Consider the following 21,128-nt stretch of genomic DNA (forward strand, 5'->3'; position numbering starts at 1 on the left):
ATAAATGGTTGATTCCTAATGGAAACTCTTCTCTGCCAAAAGGACTGCAAAATTAATACATTTTTCTGAATTAACAAAACAAAACCGATATGATTATCAGTCATTTGTTTAAGAAGGAGGACAAGTGATGTTTTCAACATGCTCATTCCCGCTTCACTCCTATCTTATTCTGTCTGGCAGCAGCTAAAAAAAGGACATACGTGCTAGGTTAGAGCTTTTTGTTTTACATAACAAAACCCGACAGTTTTTTTAAACATGTCGGGTTTCCTAATATAAAACTTTTTCTATTTTAGTGCTTTAAGCCTTCTAACTCCTTTGGATCATGTTTATGCTTAAACAAAATAGCAAAAGCAATTGCAATAACCAAAGCATAAGCAGCAAATGATAACCAGATTGTATGCCAATCTTTCATTAAAACTGGATTTGCAAAAATTCCGTCTGCAGAAATTGAATTTCCTTGTTCTTTTACAAATTCTACCATTTTTTCATTAGTTGCATCTGTTTGCAAAAATCCTGATAATTCAGTTGTATTAGCAAATGATTTTGTAAAGAAACGATCAATTGCCCATCCAGAAGTTAAACTTCCTAAAACAGCTCCTACTCCATTGGTCATCATCATAAATAAACCTTGTGCAGAAGATCGAATTTTAGAATCTGTATTGCTTTCTACGAATAAAGAACCCGAAATATTAAAGAAATCAAATGCCATTCCGTAAACGATACAAGACAAAATAATCATCCATAACCCACCAATTGGATCTCCAAAAGCAAATAATCCAAAGCGAAGAACCCAAGCTAGCATACTAATCAACATAACCTGTTTGATACCGAAGCGTCTCAAGAAAAACGGAATCGCTAGAATAAATAAGGTTTCAGAAACCTGAGAAATCGACATTATAATAGTCGAATATTTTATTACGAAAGAATCTGCGTATTTTGGAAAATGTTTGAACTCATCCAAAAACACATCTCCATAAGCATTTGTCAGTTGCAATGCTCCTCCTAAAAACATAGAAAAAACAAAAAACAAAGCCATTTTGTAGTTGGCAAACAACTTGAAAGATTCTAAACCAAAAGTTTCAATCCAAGTCGCATTTTCTTTGATCAAACGTTGCGGTTCGCATTTTGGTAAAGTAAAAGCATAAACTCCAAGAATTAAAGCACCTACTCCAGCAATATAAAACTGATATTCAGTTGCTTTACTTCCGCTTAAATTCGTAATCCACATGGCAACGATAAAACCTATTGTTCCCCAAACACGAATTGGCGGAAAATCTTTTACAATATTTTTATTATTTAATTTAAGCGAAGTATAAGATATTGAATTACTTAAAGCGATTGTTGGCATATAACAGCACATGGCTAAAAGCATAACAACAATAAAAGTATCTGGCGCAGTAACTTGTGCAATCCCGAATAGAACTACTGCATAAAGAATATGAAGAGCACCGTATAATTTTTCAGCATTAATCCATCTGTCGGCAATAATACCTGTAAGTGTAGGCATAAAAAGAGAAGCGATTCCCATGGTTCCGAAAACTAGTCCGAATTGAGTTCCTTCCCAGTTTTTTGTTCCAAACCAATAATTTCCAATTGTTATAAGCCAAGCTCCCCAAACAAAAAATTGAAGAAAGCTCATTAAAATCAATCTATTTTTAATCCCCATATGATAAAAATTGTTCTTTAGTAAAAATGAAGCGGTAAAACTACCATTTAAAATAATATCTGCAAAAAATTATGCTGTTTTAACAACATCATTCACTAATTCTAGAACCGCAGCAAATTGTTCTTCTTTATTTAAGTAAGAATTATCAATTTCTATGGCGTCATCGGCAATTACAAGAGGAGAGTCTTCGCGGTGTGTATCCATATAATCTCTTTCAACAACATTTTTCAAAACTTCTTCATAAGAAACATTATCACCTTTTTGCTGTAATTCATCAAAACGTCTTTGCGCACGTGTTTCTGCACTTGCTGTCATAAATATTTTTAATTCTGCATTTGGAAAAACTACAGTTCCAATATCTCTTCCATCCATTACAATGGCTTTATTTGTTCCCATTTCCTGCTGCTGTTCTACCAACTTAGCACGAACTTCTGAAACAGCCGCTACTTTACTAACAAAATTAGAAACTTCAATAGTTCTAATTTGTTTCTCCACATTCTCACCATTCAAATACATTTCTGCAAAACCTAAATCTGAATTAAACTTAAATTCTAATTTTATATCAGATAATGCTGCAATCAAAGCTTCTTTCTTAAAAAAATCAGCCTCAATCAAATTATGCTGCATAGCAAAATAGGCAACCGCACGGTACATTGCCCCTGTATCTACATAAACATATTCCAATTCTTTTGCTAATTGTTTTGCAAGAGTGCTTTTACCTGTAGATGAAAATCCGTCGATAGCAATGGTAATTTTTTTCAATTTTTTATTTTTAAATTTTTATTCTTTTAGTGATAGTTGATTTTTAATAATAAATACTCATCAAAATATTAGATTCAGAACTATCAATTAGTCGCGATATTCTATCAAAGTATTTTTTATTAACCATAGGACAGCCAAAACTATTGCAAATGTAGCCATCTTTCTCTTTATATGGAACATCATAATAGTAATGAAAAACAATATCTCGTTTAAAAGCATTACTATTCGTTATATCCAATCCGTACAGCTTATATGCTCTACCAAACTTTCCGTAATAATGCTTGCCGATGTAATATTTTCCTAAGGAAGTGCTTAATGAATTAGGAACGTTGCTAAAACGAAGTTTGCCTTTAATCCCCGTTTCAGAACCAGAACCATGTGCAACCAAACCTTTATCGATAATTTTATTTTCTTTTAAATCATAAACAAAAAATCGATTTTTCCCCGAAGGAATTTTCATATCCACAAAGAAGGCTATTTTGTTATTGTATTGAGGATTTTTGTTTATCAGCTTTTTTATATCAGCAATTTGAAACTCAATTCTTTTATCATCAGAAGACAATAAACCAATTTCTTTACTATCAGACAGCAGCAAATACCCAACAAAAAGCGCGAGAATAAAAAGGAATAGAATAAGTAATTTTTTCATTGATTTACGATTCAGAAAAAAACTTTTTAATATAGAAGGCTAATACTATTTGACAATAAAAAGTTCTTGCTTTTTTTGGACACAGTTACCTTCTTTTATTAATAGTAAATGTCCATAAGAATATTGGACTTAGAGTTGTCAATAATCTTTTCTATTCTTTTAAAAAACTGTTCGTTTACCATCGGGCATCCGTGACTATTGCTTATATAATAATCCTGTTCTTCGTAAGGAACAGCAGAATAATGATGCAAAACAATTGCTCTTTTTAAAGCATTGTTATTACTTTCTTCTAAACCAGCCAATCGATATGCTTTTCCAAAAATGCCTTTATAGGTTTTTCCAACAGAATATCTGCCTAGAGCGGTGCAATTAGAATTTGGCATATTACTGAACTTAAGCGCTCCTTTCACTCCTGTTTCTGAACCGGAACCATGAGCTACGAGACCTTGATCTACAACTTCATCTTTCTGGAGATCATAAACAAAAAATCGATTTTTACCAGAAGGCACTTTCATATCAATCAAAAAAACTATTTTCTGATTGTATTTAGGATCGGTGGAAATCATATCTTTTATCCCTGCAATTCTAACATTAATTCTTTCCATTTCGATCGTAGAAATAGTTTCTTCTTCTTTAAAAGAAAATTTAGACCCCGTAAAAAAGCTTATTGACATAAATAAAGCCAAATAGAACAGTTTCATTTACTTATTGAAAATTTAATGTTAAACCAAAAAGACTAGTGTTGGCTGCCAACGTATATCTAGAATAAGAATAATTAAATTTCAGTTTATTCATTTTCAAACCAAAACCTAAAGAAACGCCCGAAAAGTTACGCTGTTCGTCTACTCTTAATTCTTCGCCTCTTCTAAAATTATATCCTACTCTAAAATTGAATGCTTTTTTAGGAAAAAGCTCAACGCCAAAAGCTACGTGTCTTAGAGCATTGTTCACAAAAGAAACTTTTTCTGGACTTGTAGAGCCGTCGATATTAGTTTCTCCTCTAACTGGATTGGAAAAAGAAATATTCCATTGCTGTAAATTTTCTAAGGAAAGATGCCAACGAATTGGAACATGCTCTAATTCTTGAGAAATACCTGCTACAATTTCAAATGGAAGATTTTCTTTAATTCCTGAATAAGTAGTAAACTGTGTCCCCATATTTCTAAATACAAGAGCAAAATTTAGGTCATTCATTACGTCTACATATAAAAACCCCAAATCGACTGCACCACCTATAGAATTATAACTTTCCAAAGAAGAAGTTATCAATTTTGCACTAGCTCCAATATATAAATCGGTATAAGGAACATTGTAGGCATATCCAACTGATAACGCACCTTCGCTTCCCGTAAAATTAGAAGTTGCCTGACCATTTTCATCATAACCTTCAAATGTACCATAGTTCACATAAGTAACTCCAGCATAAATAGTTTGCACGTGTCTATCGTAGGTATAAGCGTACGATGCTGTACCATAAGAGGCTTCCCCGTAATAACTTCCGTAATTTAATGCCAAATGATTGTCCATGTCTGCGTTTATAAGAGCGGGGTTCGACATAGCTTGATTAACATCTTCATCATATATTGTAATAACATCCCCTCCCAATGCTGCTTGCCTCGGCGAAGTGGTCAAATTTAAAAACTGGTAAGTGTAGCGCCCTCCAACCTGTCCGAAAGAAGACGAACAAATTAAGATTGTAGAAAATAAAACAAGTTTTTTGAGCATTTGTTTTTGGCGCACCTATATGGGAATAACGCAAGTGCAAATATAAAATTATATAACACTAAAAATAAAGTACAATAAAAAAATTCCAAACTCCAATCATTGAAAATTGGAATTTGGAATTTATATCATTAGCTAAAAGAATATTATTTCAAATCTTTAGCATTTTTTACTTTCTGATCTGTTAAAGCAAAAGCTAAAACTTCGCTCATTTCTTTTACATAATAAAAACTTAAACCTTCTAAATATTCTGCTTTAATTTCATCAATATCGCTTTTGTTTTCGTGGCAAAGAATAATTTCTTTAATCCCTGCTCTTTTTGCTGCTAAGATTTTTTCTTTAATACCACCCACTGGCAATACTTTTCCGCGAAGCGTAATTTCGCCAGTCATAGCTAAACTTTTCTTCACTTTTTTCTGAGTTAAAAGCGAAACTAAAGAAGTAAGCATTGCAATACCAGCACTTGGCCCATCTTTTGGAGTTGCTCCTTCTGGAACATGTAAGTGAATGTTATACTTCTGAAATAGTTCTGTACTAATCCCTAATTTCTTAGCATTTGCTTTAATGTATTCTAAAGCAATTGTAGCAGACTCTTTCATTACAGTCCCAAGGTTTCCTGTAATGGCCAGAGATCCTTTTCCTTCAGAAATCAAAGATTCAATAAACAAAATATCTCCTCCAACACTTGTCCAAGCTAAACCTGTTACGACACCTGCGACATCGTTATTTTCATATTTATCGCGTTCTAATCTTGGCACTCCCAAAATCGCTACAATATCTTCATCTGTAACTTTCTTGTTGTACTCCTCTTCCATTGCAACAGATTTTGCTGCATTTCTAATTACTTGTGCAATTTTAGTCTCTAAATTACGAACCCCCGATTCTCTAGTGTAACCTTCAATGATTTTTTCTAATTGCTTTTTGCCAATAGTCAGATCTTTTGCGGTTAAGCCGTGAGCTTCTAATTGTTTTGGAAATAAATGTCTTTTAGCAATTTCAACCTTTTCTTCAATAGTGTAGCCGGACATTTTGATAACTTCCATTCTATCACGCAAAGCTGGCTGAATTGTAGCCATATTATTTGAAGTCGCAATAAACATAACTTTAGACAAATCATATCCCATTTCAAGGAAATTATCATAAAAAGAACTGTTTTGCTCTGGATCTAAAACCTCTAATAAAGCTGAAGACGGATCGCCGCTATTACTGTTTGACAATTTATCGATTTCGTCTAAAATAAATACAGGATTTGATGTTCCTGCTTTTTTCAAACTCTGAATAATACGTCCTGGCATTGCTCCAATATACGTTTTTCTATGACCTCGAATCTCTGCTTCATCACGTAAACCTCCTAAAGAAATACGAACATACTCTCTTCCTAAAGCTTCTGCAACAGAACGCCCGATTGAGGTTTTACCAACTCCTGGAGGCCCTGTTAAACATATAATTGGCGATTTCATGTCATTTCGCAATTTTAAAACTGCCAAATGCTCAATCATTCTTTTCTTAACTTCATCAAGTCCAAAATGATCTTTATCTAAAATTTTCTGCGCGTGTTTTAAATCGAACTTATCTTTAGAATATTCACCCCAAGGCAATTCTAAAAACAATTCTAAATAATTGCGCTGAATTCCAAAATCTGGTGATTGCGGATTCATACGACGCATTTTAGACAATTCTTTCTCGAAATGTTTCTGGGTTTTTTCGTCCCATTTTTTAGTTTTGGCTTTCTGCCCCATTTCGTCCATTTCCTCTTCCTGAGAAACACCACCCAATTCTTCCTGAATGGTTTTCATTTGCTGGTGAAGGAAATATTCTCTTTGCTGCTGATCTAAATCAAAACGAACTTTTGACTGAATGTCATTCTTCAATTCTAATTTTTGAAGCTCTACATTCATATAGCGTAAAGTCTCTAAAGCACGTTCTTTTAAACCATTTATCGATAAAAGGCCTTGTTTTTCTTTTACTGATAAATTCATGTTAGAAGATACAAAATTGATCAAAAACGATTGGCTTTCAATGTTTTTAATCGCAAAAGTAGCTTCAGAAGGGATATTTGGACTTTCCTTAATAATCTGGATTGCCAATTCTTTTACAGAATCTAAAATTGCAGTGAATTCAGAATCATTTTCATCTGGACGTTCTTCTGCAACTTCTTTGATTGTTGCTGTCATGTATGGTTCTTCTAAAACTACTTCGTCAATTTCGAAGCGTTTTTTTCCTTGAAGAATAACCGTAACGTTTCCGTCAGGCATTTTAAGCACACGCAAAATGCGCGCAACAGTTCCTACTTTATGAATATCGTCTTTTGACGGATCTTCGTCTTCTTCATTAATTTGAGATACAACACCGATGATTTTTCCACCAGCATTAGCATCATTAATTAATTTAATTGACTTATCTCTTCCTGCTGAAATTGGAATAACAACTCCTGGAAATAAAACAGTATTCCTTAAAGGTAAAATTGGAAGCGAAACAGGAAGTTCTTCATTATTCATTTCCTCCTCGTCTTCTGGAGTCAACAATGGAATTAATTCTGCCTCTGAATCGAATTCTTGAAGTGACAGATTGTCAATAGTAAGTATTTTATGGTTTGACATAATAAAATATAAGTCGTTTTGTCATTAAAAAGTTTATGCTATCTGTAAAAAGAGTATTGCTTATTGAAGTTTTTACTGAAAACGTGTCTCGTTTTTCAATTACAAGATAGGGCATAAAAATAGACAATCATTATGCCAAAACAAACCTAAAACTTAAATAATTCTGATTAGTCATTTTTAAGATACAATCCATTTGAAAGTTTAGAAAATAAAAAACCCGAAAAAAAGCTTTCGGGTTTTTAAACAGTTAACTTATCTATTACTTCAAAGAGTATGATACAAGTTCTGAAGTAGTGCCAGACGATTCTAATTTTACAATTCCGACATCTTTAGCAATCCAATAGAAAGTATCTGATGAAGAACTTTGCCCTTGACTACTAGCCTCTAGATGTAGTTTAAACTTAATCACATTACTATAAGTCACGTCTTTTACTTTTATGCTTGTACCTTTTTCTAAAATAGTTCCTGTATATTTTACAGCCATTTTAAGAGCAGGGAAATTTGGAATGTTAAAAGTTGTTTCTTGAGAATAACTTCCGCTCCAAGTTTGATTAACATCTAAATAATCCTTGAAAAGAATGAATTCATAACCAGTCATTTTACCAGTTATTCCTTCAGAACTGTAATTCACTTCATCAATAACGATGTAATAATCTCCTTTTACTTTTTTAAGTGAAGCACCGGCTGTTCCAGAAATTTCGTCCGTTGCTCCAAATAGCTGGTTAAATTTATAATAGGTATTACCATCTTTATCAGATGAGCTTTGAATTTTCACTGTGCTTTCACTACCGTCTTGGTTAAAAACCCATTGATTGCCCACTTTAGAAGGCCAATAATCTCCTGTTGATCCAGCACTTTCGCTTGAGTCATCATTACTGCAAGATGTTAACATAAATCCCATCATAACAAACAGGATTGCAAAACATTTGTTTAGTTTTCTCATAATTGAATTTGTTTTTGGCAATAAAATTTTTATGTGAAATTATAGCAATTAAAGTATTATACCTTACGGCATTACGTAAAATCAAAAAATATTTTTTATTTTTTGATAAAAACTGTAACAAACAAAAAAAAGCCAAGTCTATATTAAAAACCAAAAGCCACTACTTGAATATAAACAACCAAAATATCGAAGAACTGATTGTGCTTTGCAAAAGCAATAATCAGAAAGCGCAATTTGAAGTATACAATCGCTATTGTAAGGCGATGTATAACGTGGCTTTTCGTATTGTAAAAGACGAACATTTTGCACAAGACGTCATGCAGGAAGGTTTCTTAAAAGCTTTTACAAAAATCAATGACTATAAGCAAGAAGTGGCTTTTGGCGCATGGTTAAAAAAAATAATCATCAATTATAGTATCGATTTTTACAAGAAAAACAACTCTTTTCAAGTGGAAGATTTAAGTAAACAGCTTTATAAAATCGAAGAAAACGACGGAATTCTTTCTGAAAATATTGACTTAAACTCTCTAAAAGTAAAACAGGTTTTGGATACTATTCTGCAGCTGAAAGATAATTACAGAATGGTGCTGACACTTTTTTACATTGAAGGTTACGATCAAGAAGAAATCTGCGATATTTTAAATATTTCTTATGCAAATTGCAGAACAACCTTGAGTAGAGCTAAAGATAGTTTGAGAAAAAAATTGGAAGAAATATAAAATGAATTGGAATTATGAAAAATGAAAAAGACAATTTAGACGAATTATTCAACAGATTTGAAAACCAATGGGATATTCAGGAATTAAATTCTGATCATCAGGTAGATTTTCTTCAAAAATTAAACAAAAAAGAGCCTAAGAAAAAATACTGGTTCGTAACTGCTATTGCCGCTTCGATTGTATTGATGCTTGGAGTTTCTCTTTTTTATAAAAATGAAAAACCAAAAGAATTCAAATTTGCTTCTAAAGAAACTAAACGTACAGACTCTATTTTCAACATTCTAATCGACAACGAACTGGTTAAGCTAAAAGAGAAAAACTCACCAGAAAATCAGCAGATTATTACTGATGCTATGAATCAGATGAAAACTTTTGACGCTGATTATCAGAAAATCATTAACGAACTGCAAAAAAATGGTGAGAACAAACAAATTATTTATGCAATGATTAGCAATCTTCAAACGCGTATTTCTTTTTTGCAAACCGTTTTGAAAAGAATTGAAGACAACGAAAAATTAAAAAACAACTCTAATGAAAAAACACTATAACTTACTAATCTTATTTCTCTTGATTCCTTTCTTAGGTTTTTCAAATGATGAGGCTTTTGTTACCAAACAAAAAAACATTAAAAAAACCTATATCGTTAATTCTAATGCTGGAATCGATGTTGACAACAAATACGGAAACATCACTGTAACCACTTGGGATGAAGATAAAATTGATCTTGATATTACTATAAAAGTGAATGGCTCAAATGAAAATTGGGTAAACGAACGATTAAACAGCATTGATGTTGATATCACGGCGCTTAAAGGTCTAGTTTCTGCCGTAACCAAATTAGGAAGCTCCAATCTTAAAAGCAAGGGAAGTAATAACAGTTTTGAGATCAATTACGTAATTAAAATTCCTAAAAACGGATCTATTAAACTAGTTAATAAATACGGTAATATTTCTGTTCCAAATGCTGAAGCTTCTACTGATATTGACTGCAAATACGGAAAAGTTGCTTTAGGAAAACTAAACGGATCTAATAATCAAATCTCAATTCAATACTGCCAAAATTCAAGTATAGAGTACATAAAAACAGGAAATATTGATGCTCGATATTCGAATCTTAAAATTAATGATTCTGGAAATTTGAATCTAAGTGCAAATTATACAGATGTTAATCTTAATGATGGCCAAAACATAAAAGCAGATTGCAACTACGGAACACTTAAATTTCAAAAAATCAATTCCTTAAGCGGCTCAGGAAATTATTTAACTTTCATAATTGGCGAAATTTCTAGTAACTTTAGCTACGATACCAATTATAGTAAAATCAGTATCGGAACTTTAACTGAAAAAGCTGGAAACATTACTATAAACTCAGGATATACAGATATTTCAATTGGTTACGTACCAAATTATGCTTTTGATTTTGATATTTCTACAAGATATTCAAACATTAAACATGATAATTCTTTAGAGATTTCTGTTTCTGAAGTTAAAAGCAACAGTAAAAGAATTGCAGGTTATTACAAGAAAAAAGGTCAAAACAAAATTAATATTAACTCAAACTACGGAAATATTTCGCTAACAAAAAATTAATCATCTAAAAATCAAAACAATGAAAAAGTCAATTTTACTTACAGCATTAAGCCTATTTTTTATAGCCGTAAATTCTAACGCACAAACAAAAATAAGCGGAAACGGAAATGTTACTACCGAAACAAGAACAACTGGAGACTATGACGGCATAAGAATCTCAGGGTTCTTTGATGTAGATTTAGTATCAGGAAAAGAAGGAAAAATTATCCTTAAAGGAGAAGAAAATTTATTGTCTAAAATTAAAGTGGAAGTTGAAGGAAATGAATTGAAAGTTTATGTTGAGAAAGGAGTGCAACTTCGCACCAGCATGGGCAAAAAGATAGAAGTAACAGTTCCTTTCGAAAAAATATCAGCCGTTACATTATCTGGATCTGGAGATATTAAAAGCAAAAACAAAATCAATAGCGATAGTTTTTCTGCAAAACTTTCAGGATCAGGAAATTTTGATTTAGATGTTGATACTAAAAATTTTGATTTAGCTCTAAGCGGTTCAGGCGATATTGTTTTAAAAGGGAAAGCAGATTCTTTTACAAGCAAAATATCGGGATCAGGAAACGTTAATGCTTCCAATTTAAAATCACAAACGGTAGATGTCACCGTTTCAGGTTCTGGAAATAGCGTAGTAACCTGCGAAAGTAGTATTACGGGAAGAGTTTCTGGTTCTGGAAATATTAAGTATCTAGGAAATCCAGAGAAAAGAGATGTAAAAGTTTCGGGTTCTGGAAAAATTTACAAAGGTTAATTATTTAAATAAGATATCGCAAATTACAAAACTATCATCAATCAATAATTTATTGCAATTTGCGATATTATGGTATAAAGACGTTTCAATTAGTTTGAAACGTCTTTTTTATGCACTCTTCTTAATAGAAATATGGATGTAATAAAAAATATTGCTAAAATTACAATTGCAGCACGAGGACTTCCGGTAATTTGATCGATAATTCCGTAAACGCACATTCCGATTACAATTCCGATTTTTTCTGCAACATCATAGAAACTAAAAAATGAGGCTGTATCTTGTGTATCAGGCAATAATTTTGAATAGGTCGAACGAGATAATGCTTGAATTCCTCCCATTACAAATCCGGCAATTGTTGCCATTACATAAAAATGTGTTGGCAAAGTAATAAAATAAGCAAGCGCACAAAATACTGCCCAAATTGCGTTGATAAATATTAAAGTAGGCACGTTTCCAAATTTCTCTGAAGCTCTAGAGGTTAATATCGCTCCAACAACAGCTACTAATTGAATGATTAAAATACAAACAATTAAACCTATTGTACTTTGTTCTTTAGTTTCCCACTGAATTTCTTGCGCACCAAAATAGGTTGCCACAAGCATTACCGTTTGTACTGCCATACTGGAAACAAAAAAACCTCCTAAATATCGTTTCAAAGGAATGTTCTCTTGCAATAGCATCCAAACCTTTTTTAATTCTTTAAAGCCATTAAATACTACAGATTTTGTCAGTTTCTGCCCTGATTCTTTACTTCCTTTTGGTAAATAATAGTATGTGTATTGGCTAAATAGAATCCACCATACCCCTACCATTATAAAAGAATAACGCATTGCCTTCATTGCAGCTTCGCCATCAGTCCCTGAAATTCCAAAAACCTTAGGCTTCATAATCATTGCTAAATTGATGATTAATAATATAACACTTCCAATATATCCTAACGAATATCCTTTGGCACTAATTCTGTCCTGCTGTTCTTCAAATGCAATATCTGGAAGATATGAATTATAGAAAACTAAACTTCCCCAGTAGCCAAGCAATCCAAGGAAATAGAATAATAATCCAACATAAATGTTATCCAAATCAAACCAGTATAATCCCATACAAGACAAAGCTCCTACGTAACAAAAAAACTTCATGAATGATTTCTTGTTTCCAACATAATCAGCAATTCCAGATAATAATGGTGAAATAAAAGAAACCACCATAAAAGCAAAGGCCGTAATAAAACTAATTAATGCTGAGTTTTTAAGATGCATTCCGAAAACATCAATATAATGATCTCTGTCGCTAAATAATGCTTCGTAAAAAATTGGAAAAACTGCCGATGCAATAGTCAACGTATAAACTGAATTTGCCCAATCATAAAACGCCCAAGCATTTAAAAGCTTCTTATCTCCTTTTTGTAGGTTTTTCATAGAAATGATTTTGTTAAATAGGCTACGAATTTATCTATTTTTTATGATAATCAAACGGAAATTATTGAAATCATACATTATTAAATTATAAACTCTACTAAATAAAAAAAGCCATTCGGAAACGAGTGGCTTTAAAAGAATATTTTGTGTTCGTAGTTTATTTTATAGTTCCAACTTTCAACGCAATTGCTTTAGCTTCTGGAATCAAAGCTTTGATGTTTGCAATTCTCGTAGCATCGGAAGGGTGCGTACTCATAAATTCTGGAGTTCCGGATCCACCAGATTTTGCAGACATTCTCGTCCAAAACGCAATAGCATCATCTGGATTATAACCTGCAATTGCCATTAACGTCAAACCAATTTTATCTGCTTCACTTTCGTTGCTTCTGCTAAAAGGAAGCATTACTCCTACTTCCGTACCCATACCGTAAGCTTGCGAAAAAATTTCTCTTGTTTGAGCTGATTTATTTGTTGTAGCGGCATCCAAAACAGCTCCACCAATTTGTTGTAATTGCGCAGCGCTCATTCTTTGTGCTCCATGGTTCGCTAAAGCATGCGAAACCTCGTGTCCCATAACTGTTGCTAAACCAGATTCATTTTGTGTTATAGGTAATATTCCAGAGTAAACAACGATTTTTCCTCCTGGTAGACACCAAGCATTAACCTCCTTATTATCAACCAATTTATATTCCCATCTATAATCTTTTAAATACTGAGATTGTCCTAGGTAGGTCAAATATTTTTCGGCTGCCGCTTTAATTTTAAATCCAACATTCTCAACAAGTTTTGCATCTGCCGTTCCTGTAATAACTTTGTTTTCAGATAAAAAAGTACTGTATTGCTGAAAAGAAGTTGGAAACAATTCACTGTTTGAAACAAAATTCAAGTTTTGTTTCCCAGTAATTGGATTTGTTGCACAAGCCATTACAAGTGCTCCAAAAATCCCTAAAAACATATATTTTTTCATAATTCGAGCTATTTTCTAACAAAAATACAATTAAAAAAAATAAAATATTTTATATATTAAATCAAAAAAATATCAAAATTTAACTATTCGCCAACTATATGAAGTTCATTAAACTCTTTATCAATTAGTAAGAAATTATTTTGTTCGAAATTAATTTTATCAAATTCGATCTTCTCGTTGTCAATTTCAATTTCTGCAACTTTAAAAGGCAACCCAATAAGGTTGATCTTATATTTCGTGTAAGGAGTTATATATTTTCCTTCTTTGTGAAGCTGAATAATAAGTTCTTTTTCTTTTCCAATATTTCGCAATGACAAATAGCTATAACGTCCTTTTTTATAATCGTAACCATCTTGGGCATCTTCATAAACGGCAGACTGCTCTTTACCATTTTTGTAATAAACATCAAGTGTTAATTCATCAAATTCTAATTCGCCAACATATTGCTGAACAGGGTATTTTGGAATAATAGCACCTGCTTTTACAAACACCGGAATCTCATCAAATTTTGTATCAATCCAGATCTCTTTACCTCCAGTAAACAATTCGTTTGTCCAATAGTTATACCATTCTCCTCTAGGAATATACATACGTCTACCTACAGCATTAGGTTCAAGTATGGGACATACTAAAATCTGATTTCCAAAGATGAATTCGTCGTTGCGATAATGTGTCTGTGTATCATCTTGGTCGTAGTATACTAGAGGTTTTAACATCGGAACTCCTTCTTCAATATACTGCCAAAACATCGTGTATAAATAAGGTAATAATTGGTAGCGAAGACTAACAAATTTTCTGGTAATATTGATTACTTCTTCATCAAAAGCCCATGGCTCCTGATTTCCATGATCTCCAGAAGAGTGCGTTCTGCAAAACGGATGAAAAACACCTAATTGAATCCAGCGTGCGTATAACTCGCCTGTAGGTTGTTCTGCAAAACCTCCAATATCAGAACCTGTAAATCCCATTCCTGAAATAGATAATCTCTGAACTTGAATATTTGCAATCCACAAATGCTCCCACGTTGCTACGTTATCACCTGTCCAAGATGATGTGTAACGCTGTGCTCCCGCATAAGCCGATCTCGTTATTACGAAGGGACGTTTTGGATACGCAAATCGTTTAACTCCATGGTAAGTTGCTCTTGCCATTTGTGTTCCGTAGATATTGTGAGCTTTTCTATGGCTACAAGGATTTCCGTCATAAATATGGCGAACGTCCATTGGGAAAGTTTTATTTGGAACCTCCATAACTGCTGGTTCATTCATATCATTCCAAACTCCTTTTACACCAATATCTGCAATTAATTCTTTAAATAAACCCGCCCACCATTCTCTAACTACGGGATTTGTATAATCTGGAAAGTTACACTCTCCTGGCCAAACTTTTCCTTTCATATAAGGTCCATCTGCCCTTTTGCAGAAATAATCTTTTTCTAATGCTTCTTTATAAACCCAGTAATCTTTATCAATTTTAATTCCTGGATCAATAATTACTATGGTTTTAAAACCATCTTCTGCCAATTCAGCAACCATTCTTTTAGGATCTGGAAAATAGTTTTTATTCCAAGTGAAACATCTAAAACCGTCCATATAATCAATATCGAGATAAATGGCGTCACAAGGAATTTGAAGTTCCCTAAATTTTGATGTAATTTCTTTGACTTTACTTTCCGGATAATAACTCCATTTACATTGATGATATCCTAAAACCCAAAGCGGCGGTAATTCTGGCTTACCTGTTAAGTCGGTATATGTTGTAACAACGTCCTGCATTTGAGGGCCATAGACAAAATAGTAATTCATTTCTCCACCTTCAGCCCAAAAACTAGTCACATTTCTTCTTTCTTGACAAAAATCAAAAAATGTTCTGAAAGTATTATCGAAAAATATACCGTAGGATTGTTTATTATGAAGGCCAATATAAAATGGAACCACTTTGTATAAGGGTTCTTGATCTTTTTGGTAAGCATATTGATCTGTGGCAAAATTCTCTACTCTTTTGCCTTTAAGATTCATTTGAGTGGCCTTATCGCCTAAACCATAATAGCATTCACCGTCTTTAGCATATTTACTCATTTTTACAATATTCCCGCCATATTCATAGCTTTCTTCCCAATGAAAACCAAGTTCATCTTCAAGAATAAGAAAATCATTTAAATCGTAAATTGAAAGACGAAGATCTGCTTTCTGTATTTTACATTTTACTTTACTAGTTTTAATCTGAAAGTATGTTTCTTCTTCTGTAACCTCCAAAAAGTTATAGCCATGAAGCTGTGTTTTATCAATTGCATAAGAAAAATCATTGCTGAAATAGCCTTTTGTAGTAAAACGAAATCGGATTAAACTATCGCGAAGAATAGTTACTTTTAAAATTACTTTGTTATCCGTATTAAAGAAAATAGAATCTCCTTCATGTTCATAAGAGACAATTTTTGATGGATATAAATCGCCTTTGTATTCTAATGATGTGTTTGTAATCATATCTCCAATGAATTAATTTATAACATTTTCCTTCTACTCAAACATACAAAAAAAGTTCGTAACGCTCTATGAATAAAAGGTTTATTCACGAAAACGTTTTTTCTGAATGAGCTTCAAATTACCAAACAAAAAATCAACAATTTGATAATTTTGAAACGATATAATGACAAAATCTTATTTCAAGATTTTTACTTAACTTAAGACATATACGGTAACACTCAAAGGCGGCAAAATCAATTCTACAGAAAAATCTCGACCATCATATGAAATTGATTCTATTTTTAATGGTTTAGGACTTTCTATACCGCTACCTCCATATATTTTGGCATCAGTATTAAAAATTTCTTTTAAATTGCCTTTTTTAGGAATGCCAATTCTATAATTTTCGCGAACGACTTGAGTAAAATTGCAGACGACAATCACATTTTCATCTGGATTATTTCCTTTTCTAATATAAGATAAAATAGCATTTTGATCATCTGAATAATTAATCCATTCAAAACCATCTCCTCTAAATTGTTTTTCGTATAATGCTGGCTGTGATTTGTACAATTGATTTAAATCGGTAATCAAACTTTTTATTCCAGAATGAAAATCATACTGAAGCAAATGCCAATCTAAACTTTGTTCGAAGTTCCACTCACTTGTCTGACCAAACTCAGCTCCCATAAACAAAAGTTTTGTTCCTGGATGCGTAAACATATACCCATACAATAATCTCAAATTTGCAAAGCGCTGCCATTCATCGCCAGGCATTTTATAAATAAGAGATTTTTTGCCATATACTACTTCGTCATGAGAAAACGGAAGCATGAAATTTTCAGTAAAGGAATATGTCATAGAAAAAGTCAATTCATTTTGATGATATTTTCTATAAACTGTTTCTTTTTGAAAATACTTTAGAGTGTCATGCATCCAACCCATCATCCATTTCATTCCAAAACCTAAACCTCCAACAGAAGTTGGTCTTGAGACCATCGAAAATGAAGTGCTCTCTTCGGCAATAGTCTGGACAGCATTAAAGTTAGAATAGATTACTTCATTAAATTCTTTAAGAAAGCTAATAGAATCTAGATTTTCCCTTCCGCCATAAATATTAGCTTCCCACTCGCCATCTTTTCGAGAATAATCGAGATATAACATTGAAGCTACAGCGTCAACACGAAGTCCGTCAATATGATAATTTTGAAGCCAAAAGACAGCATTACTTATTAGAAAAGCTCGAACTTCATTTCTTCCATAATTAAAAACTAAACTTTTCCAATCTGGGTGATATCCTTTTCTTCGATCTGGATGTTCGTATAAATGAGAGCCGTCAAAATAACCTAAACCATGTGCGTCATCAGGAAAATGTGAAGGAACCCAGTCTAAGATAACTCCAATTCCTTCTTGATGCAATCGATCAACCAGAACCATAAAATCTTGTGGTTTTCCAAAACGGGAAGTTGGCGCAAAATATCCTGTAAGTTGATAACCCCAAGAAGGATCATAAGGATATTCCATAATTGGCATAAACTCAACATGCGTAAAACCGGTTTCTTTTACATATTTTACCAAATCGTCGGCAAGTTCAAGATAAGTCAAAAAACGATTATGTTCTCCTCGTCTCCAAGAACCCAAATGCACTTCGTAAACAGAATATGGCTTATCCAAAGCATTATAATCTTGACGATTTTGCATCCAATTATCATCTTTCCACTTATAATCGAGATCCCAAACTACAGATGCGGTATGAGGTGGTTTTTCGCAATAACGCGCAAATGGATCGGCCTTTTCGGCAATTACGCCATTTATGCTAGATTGAATCTTGTATTTGTAAAGTGTCCCTTTTGAAATATCAGGAATAAATCCTTCCCAAATTCCAGAAGAATCCCAACGAACGTTTAAAACATGTTCGCCTTGAGTCCAATAATTAAAATCTCCAACAACTGAAACAGAATGAGCCGTTGGAGCCCAAACCGCAAAGTAAACGCCTTTTATTCCATTGACTTCAATTAAATGAGCTCCAAGTTTTTCATATAATTTGAAGTGTTTTCCCGCTTTGAATAAATCTATGTCAAAGTCAGTAAAAAGAGAATGTGAGGTTACTTTACTCATATGGTTGGTTTAGAAGATAATTGTTTTCGAATTTGGAATTTGGAATTTTTATATTGGTATTTTCAGGCTTTATTCAATTCTAAAATTGTCTGCAAGTGTAACTCCTTTTTTAACCACGACAATTCCGTCTTTAATACTGTACAATTCGTTAGTAAAATTATCTAAATGTTTACCTCCGCTAATATGAACATTGTTTCCAATACGCACATTTTTATCAACTAAAGCATTTTTAATAAAGCAGTTTTCACCTATCCCAACATGTATTTTATTGATACTGCTTTCATGGTTCAATTCCTCGAGATCTTGATAAAAATCGTTCCCCATAACGTAGCAATTCTCTAAAACAGTTCCTTCGCCAATTCGAGAACGAATACCTATAACAGAACTTTTAATCTCTTTGGCATTAATAATACATCCCTCAGAAATCAAAGATTGATTGATTATTGAATTTCTAAATTTAGAGGGAGGCAATAATCTCGGTCTAGTGAAAATTTTATTTTCGTTATCAAATAAATTGAATTCTGGAATATCTGCTGTTAAGCCAATATTAGCTTCAAAAAATGATTCAATATTTCCGATATCTGTCCAATATCCTTCATACTGATAACTTAATATTTTATGTTTTCCAACCGATTGCGGAATAATTTCCTTGCCAAAATCTTTTGTTTCTTGGTCAGCCATTAGCTCCTGTAACAAAGATTTATTAAAAATATAAATTCCCATTGAGGCAAGGTATTTTTTACCTTTTTCCTGCATTTGTTCGCTTACATCCGATTCCCATTCAGGCAATAGCGATGGATGTGGTTTTTCAATAAAAGCTTCAATAACACTTTCGTGATTGGTCTTTAAAATTCCAAATTCGGGAGCGTCTTTGGCATTTACAGGCAACGTTGCAATAGAAATTTCAGCATCAGCAGCGATATGCGCTTCAAGCATTTCGTTAAAATCCATTTGATATAATTGATCGCCCGAAAGAATTAAAGCATGGTCAAAATCATGTTTCAAAAAATGTGACATACATTGTCTTACGGCGTCTGCTGTTCCTTGAAACCAAGTCGGATTATCTGGAGTCTGTTCTGCTGCCAAAATATCTACAAATGATTGACTTAAAATACTAAAATTAAAAGTGTTTTTAATGTGGGCATTTAGAGAGGCAGAATTAAATTGCGTCAAAACAAATATTTTAAAAATATCCGAATTGATACAATTGGAAATCGGAATGTCGACCAAACGATATTTTCCTCCAATCGGAACGGCAGGTTTCGATCTTGTTTCTGTCAATGGAAATAAACGTGAACCTTGTCCACCTCCTAAAATAATGGCAACTACATTTTTCTTTTTAAATTTCATTTTGCTGAATTATTAAGTTGTATATTTCGATATATTCTTGGCAAACTCTTTCCCAGGAATGATCTGCTGACATTCCTCTTTTTAAAACTTTATTGAAGTTTATTTTATCCTCATACAACCTAACAGCACGATTTATTGAATAGCATACATCAGCAACCGAAGCTTGATCATGACAAATGCCATTTCCTTCATCTCCAAAATCAATAACCGTATCCCTTAAACCTCCAGTTCTTCTAACGATTGGAATTGTTCCATAACGCATTGCATACATCTGATTTAATCCACAAGGTTCTACCCTAGAAGGCATTAAAATGTAATCTGAACCTGCATAAATCAAATGCGCTAAATCTTCATTATAACCTATAAAAACATTATAATTTCCTTTATAATCATTTCGTAATTGAGTTAATTGCGTCTCAATTTCTGAATTTCCTGAACCTAAAATCAAGATATTAATTTCCCCAAGATGTTCAGATAAAGCCAAAGCAGCAGCATGCGGCAGCAAATCACCTCCTTTTTCTTCAAACAATCGACCAATAAAGCTAAATAATGGTTTTGATGGATCTAGCTCAAATTGTTCACACAGTTTCTCTTTATTCTTTCTTTTTCCAGCTTCAAAATCATCAATCGAATAATTCTCCTCAATCATTTGATCTTTCATCGGGTTCCAGACTTCAATATCAATTCCGTTTAAAATTCCTTTAGATTTACTTCTTACAGAATTAAATAAAGATTCTAAACCATTTGCTGAAATATTAATTTCATTTAAATAACTTGGAGATACTGTAGTTACAGCATTGGCGCATTTAATACCAACTGCCAAAGAGTTGATGGAATTGCTCCATTCTAAAAATCCAACATGTTTTAAATCAAATTTTGGCAGATAATATAATTTATCAAAACCAAACCAACCTTGATATAGGCCGTTATGAATCGTAATAACTGTTTTTACATTTTTTATGCTTTCATATTTATAAGCAAACTGCAGTAAAAATGGAATAATGCCTGTATGATGATCATGACAATTAATAACATCTGGAGTTGTATTGCGTGCTATGATCCAATCAAGCGTGGCAATCTGAAAAGATAAAAATCTCTCGATATCATCTTCGTAACCATAAATATTTGGGCGATTAAATAATTCATTAATCTCTATTAGATATAATTCAAAACCTAACTTATCTGTTTTTTCTTTTAGAACACTAAACGGAAAATTATAATTTCCTAATTCAACTGTACCCCAATGAACACATTCAAAATCATTTTCATTTTTAAACTTCGTTTCATAGCAAGGAAGTACAACTCTAACAGAATGACCAGCAGCTTGTTGATATTTTGGCAATGCACCAACTACATCGCCCAATCCCCCAACCTTTGCCACAGGATAACATTCTGCACTAATATGAAATATTTCCATTTCCGA

17 protein-coding genes are annotated in these 21,128 nt (G+C 32.8%); 4 read left to right on the plus strand and 13 right to left on the minus strand.

What is annotated here, in order from left to right; translation table 11 throughout:
* Positions 1–289: 289 nt before the first annotated feature.
* From M0M44_RS17960 to M0M44_RS17990, 7 genes are all read right to left on the minus strand, one after another.
* Positions 290–1,666, minus strand: a complete 1,377-nt coding sequence (locus M0M44_RS17960; RefSeq protein WP_248726919.1) for a nucleoside permease — start codon at positions 1,664–1,666, stop codon at positions 290–292.
* Positions 1,667–1,735: 69 nt separating this feature from the next.
* Positions 1,736–2,428: a (d)CMP kinase gene (gene cmk / locus M0M44_RS17965; RefSeq protein WP_248726920.1), complete on the minus strand. Its 693-nt coding sequence runs from the start codon at positions 2,426–2,428 to the stop codon at positions 1,736–1,738.
* 43 nt (positions 2,429–2,471) lie between these two features.
* Positions 2,472–3,077 carry a murein L,D-transpeptidase catalytic domain-containing protein gene (locus tag M0M44_RS17970; protein WP_248726921.1) on the minus strand — a complete coding sequence of 202 codons (606 nt, stop codon included), beginning with the start codon at positions 3,075–3,077 and terminating at the stop codon, positions 2,472–2,474.
* A gap of 98 nt (positions 3,078–3,175) precedes the next feature.
* Entirely contained in the window at positions 3,176–3,778 is a 603-nt protein-coding gene (locus M0M44_RS17975) for a murein L,D-transpeptidase catalytic domain-containing protein (RefSeq protein ID WP_248726922.1), read from the minus strand.
* 4 nt (positions 3,779–3,782) lie between these two features.
* Complete coding sequence (gene porQ, locus M0M44_RS17980) at positions 3,783–4,802, minus strand: type IX secretion system protein PorQ (protein WP_248726923.1); 1,020 nt, start codon at positions 4,800–4,802, stop codon at positions 3,783–3,785.
* A 143-nt stretch (positions 4,803–4,945) separates the two neighbouring features.
* Complete coding sequence (lon, locus tag M0M44_RS17985; RefSeq protein ID WP_248726924.1) at positions 4,946–7,399, minus strand: endopeptidase La; 2,454 nt, start codon at positions 7,397–7,399, stop codon at positions 4,946–4,948.
* 259 nt (positions 7,400–7,658) lie between these two features.
* Positions 7,659–8,342, minus strand: coding sequence for a hypothetical protein (locus M0M44_RS17990; RefSeq protein ID WP_248726925.1), 684 nt, complete (start codon positions 8,340–8,342; stop codon positions 7,659–7,661).
* A 164-nt stretch (positions 8,343–8,506) separates the two neighbouring features.
* Between M0M44_RS17990 and M0M44_RS17995 the strand changes: the two genes are divergently transcribed.
* The 4 genes from M0M44_RS17995 to M0M44_RS18010 are packed head-to-tail and all read left to right on the plus strand — an operon-like array spanning position 8,507 to position 11,393.
* Positions 8,507–9,061: an RNA polymerase sigma factor gene (locus tag M0M44_RS17995; protein WP_248726926.1), complete on the plus strand. Its 555-nt coding sequence runs from the start codon at positions 8,507–8,509 to the stop codon at positions 9,059–9,061.
* 14 nt (positions 9,062–9,075) lie between these two features.
* Positions 9,076–9,609, plus strand: coding sequence for an anti-sigma factor (locus M0M44_RS18000; RefSeq protein WP_248726927.1), 534 nt, complete (start codon positions 9,076–9,078; stop codon positions 9,607–9,609).
* Complete coding sequence (locus M0M44_RS18005; protein ID WP_248726928.1) at positions 9,593–10,651, plus strand: hypothetical protein; 1,059 nt, start codon at positions 9,593–9,595, stop codon at positions 10,649–10,651. Before M0M44_RS18000 ends, M0M44_RS18005 begins: the two co-directional genes overlap by 17 nt.
* 19 nt (positions 10,652–10,670) lie before the next feature.
* Entirely contained in the window at positions 10,671–11,393 is a 723-nt protein-coding gene (locus M0M44_RS18010) for a head GIN domain-containing protein (protein ID WP_248726929.1), read from the plus strand.
* 89 nt (positions 11,394–11,482) lie between these two features.
* Here the strand turns inward: M0M44_RS18010 and M0M44_RS18015 are convergent, their stop codons facing one another.
* The 6 genes from M0M44_RS18015 to M0M44_RS18040 form a co-directional block, all read right to left on the minus strand.
* Positions 11,483–12,808, minus strand: a complete 1,326-nt coding sequence (locus tag M0M44_RS18015; protein WP_248726930.1) for an MFS transporter — start codon at positions 12,806–12,808, stop codon at positions 11,483–11,485.
* A 157-nt stretch (positions 12,809–12,965) separates the two neighbouring features.
* Positions 12,966–13,775: a M48 family metallopeptidase gene (locus M0M44_RS18020; protein WP_248726931.1), complete on the minus strand. Its 810-nt coding sequence runs from the start codon at positions 13,773–13,775 to the stop codon at positions 12,966–12,968.
* A gap of 83 nt (positions 13,776–13,858) precedes the next feature.
* Positions 13,859–16,258 (minus strand): glycoside hydrolase family 31 protein, encoded by a 2,400-nt coding sequence (locus M0M44_RS18025; protein WP_248726932.1) that lies wholly within the window; start codon positions 16,256–16,258, stop codon positions 13,859–13,861.
* A gap of 192 nt (positions 16,259–16,450) precedes the next feature.
* A complete protein-coding gene (gene glgB / locus M0M44_RS18030; RefSeq protein ID WP_248726933.1) occupies positions 16,451–18,355 on the minus strand; it encodes a 1,4-alpha-glucan branching protein GlgB in 1,905 nt (634 codons plus the stop codon).
* Between the two features lie 69 nt (positions 18,356–18,424).
* Positions 18,425–19,705, minus strand: coding sequence for a glucose-1-phosphate adenylyltransferase (locus M0M44_RS18035; RefSeq protein WP_248726934.1), 1,281 nt, complete (start codon positions 19,703–19,705; stop codon positions 18,425–18,427).
* Positions 19,695–21,122 carry a glycogen synthase gene (locus tag M0M44_RS18040; protein ID WP_248726935.1) on the minus strand — a complete coding sequence of 476 codons (1,428 nt, stop codon included), beginning with the start codon at positions 21,120–21,122 and terminating at the stop codon, positions 19,695–19,697. The genes M0M44_RS18035 and M0M44_RS18040 overlap by 11 nt, the downstream gene beginning before the upstream one ends.
* Between the last annotated feature and the right edge of the window lie 6 nt (positions 21,123–21,128).

Origin of the sequence: Flavobacterium humidisoli (assembly GCF_023272795.1) — a bacterium.
Lineage (GTDB): Bacteria > Bacteroidota > Bacteroidia > Flavobacteriales > Flavobacteriaceae > Flavobacterium > Flavobacterium humidisoli.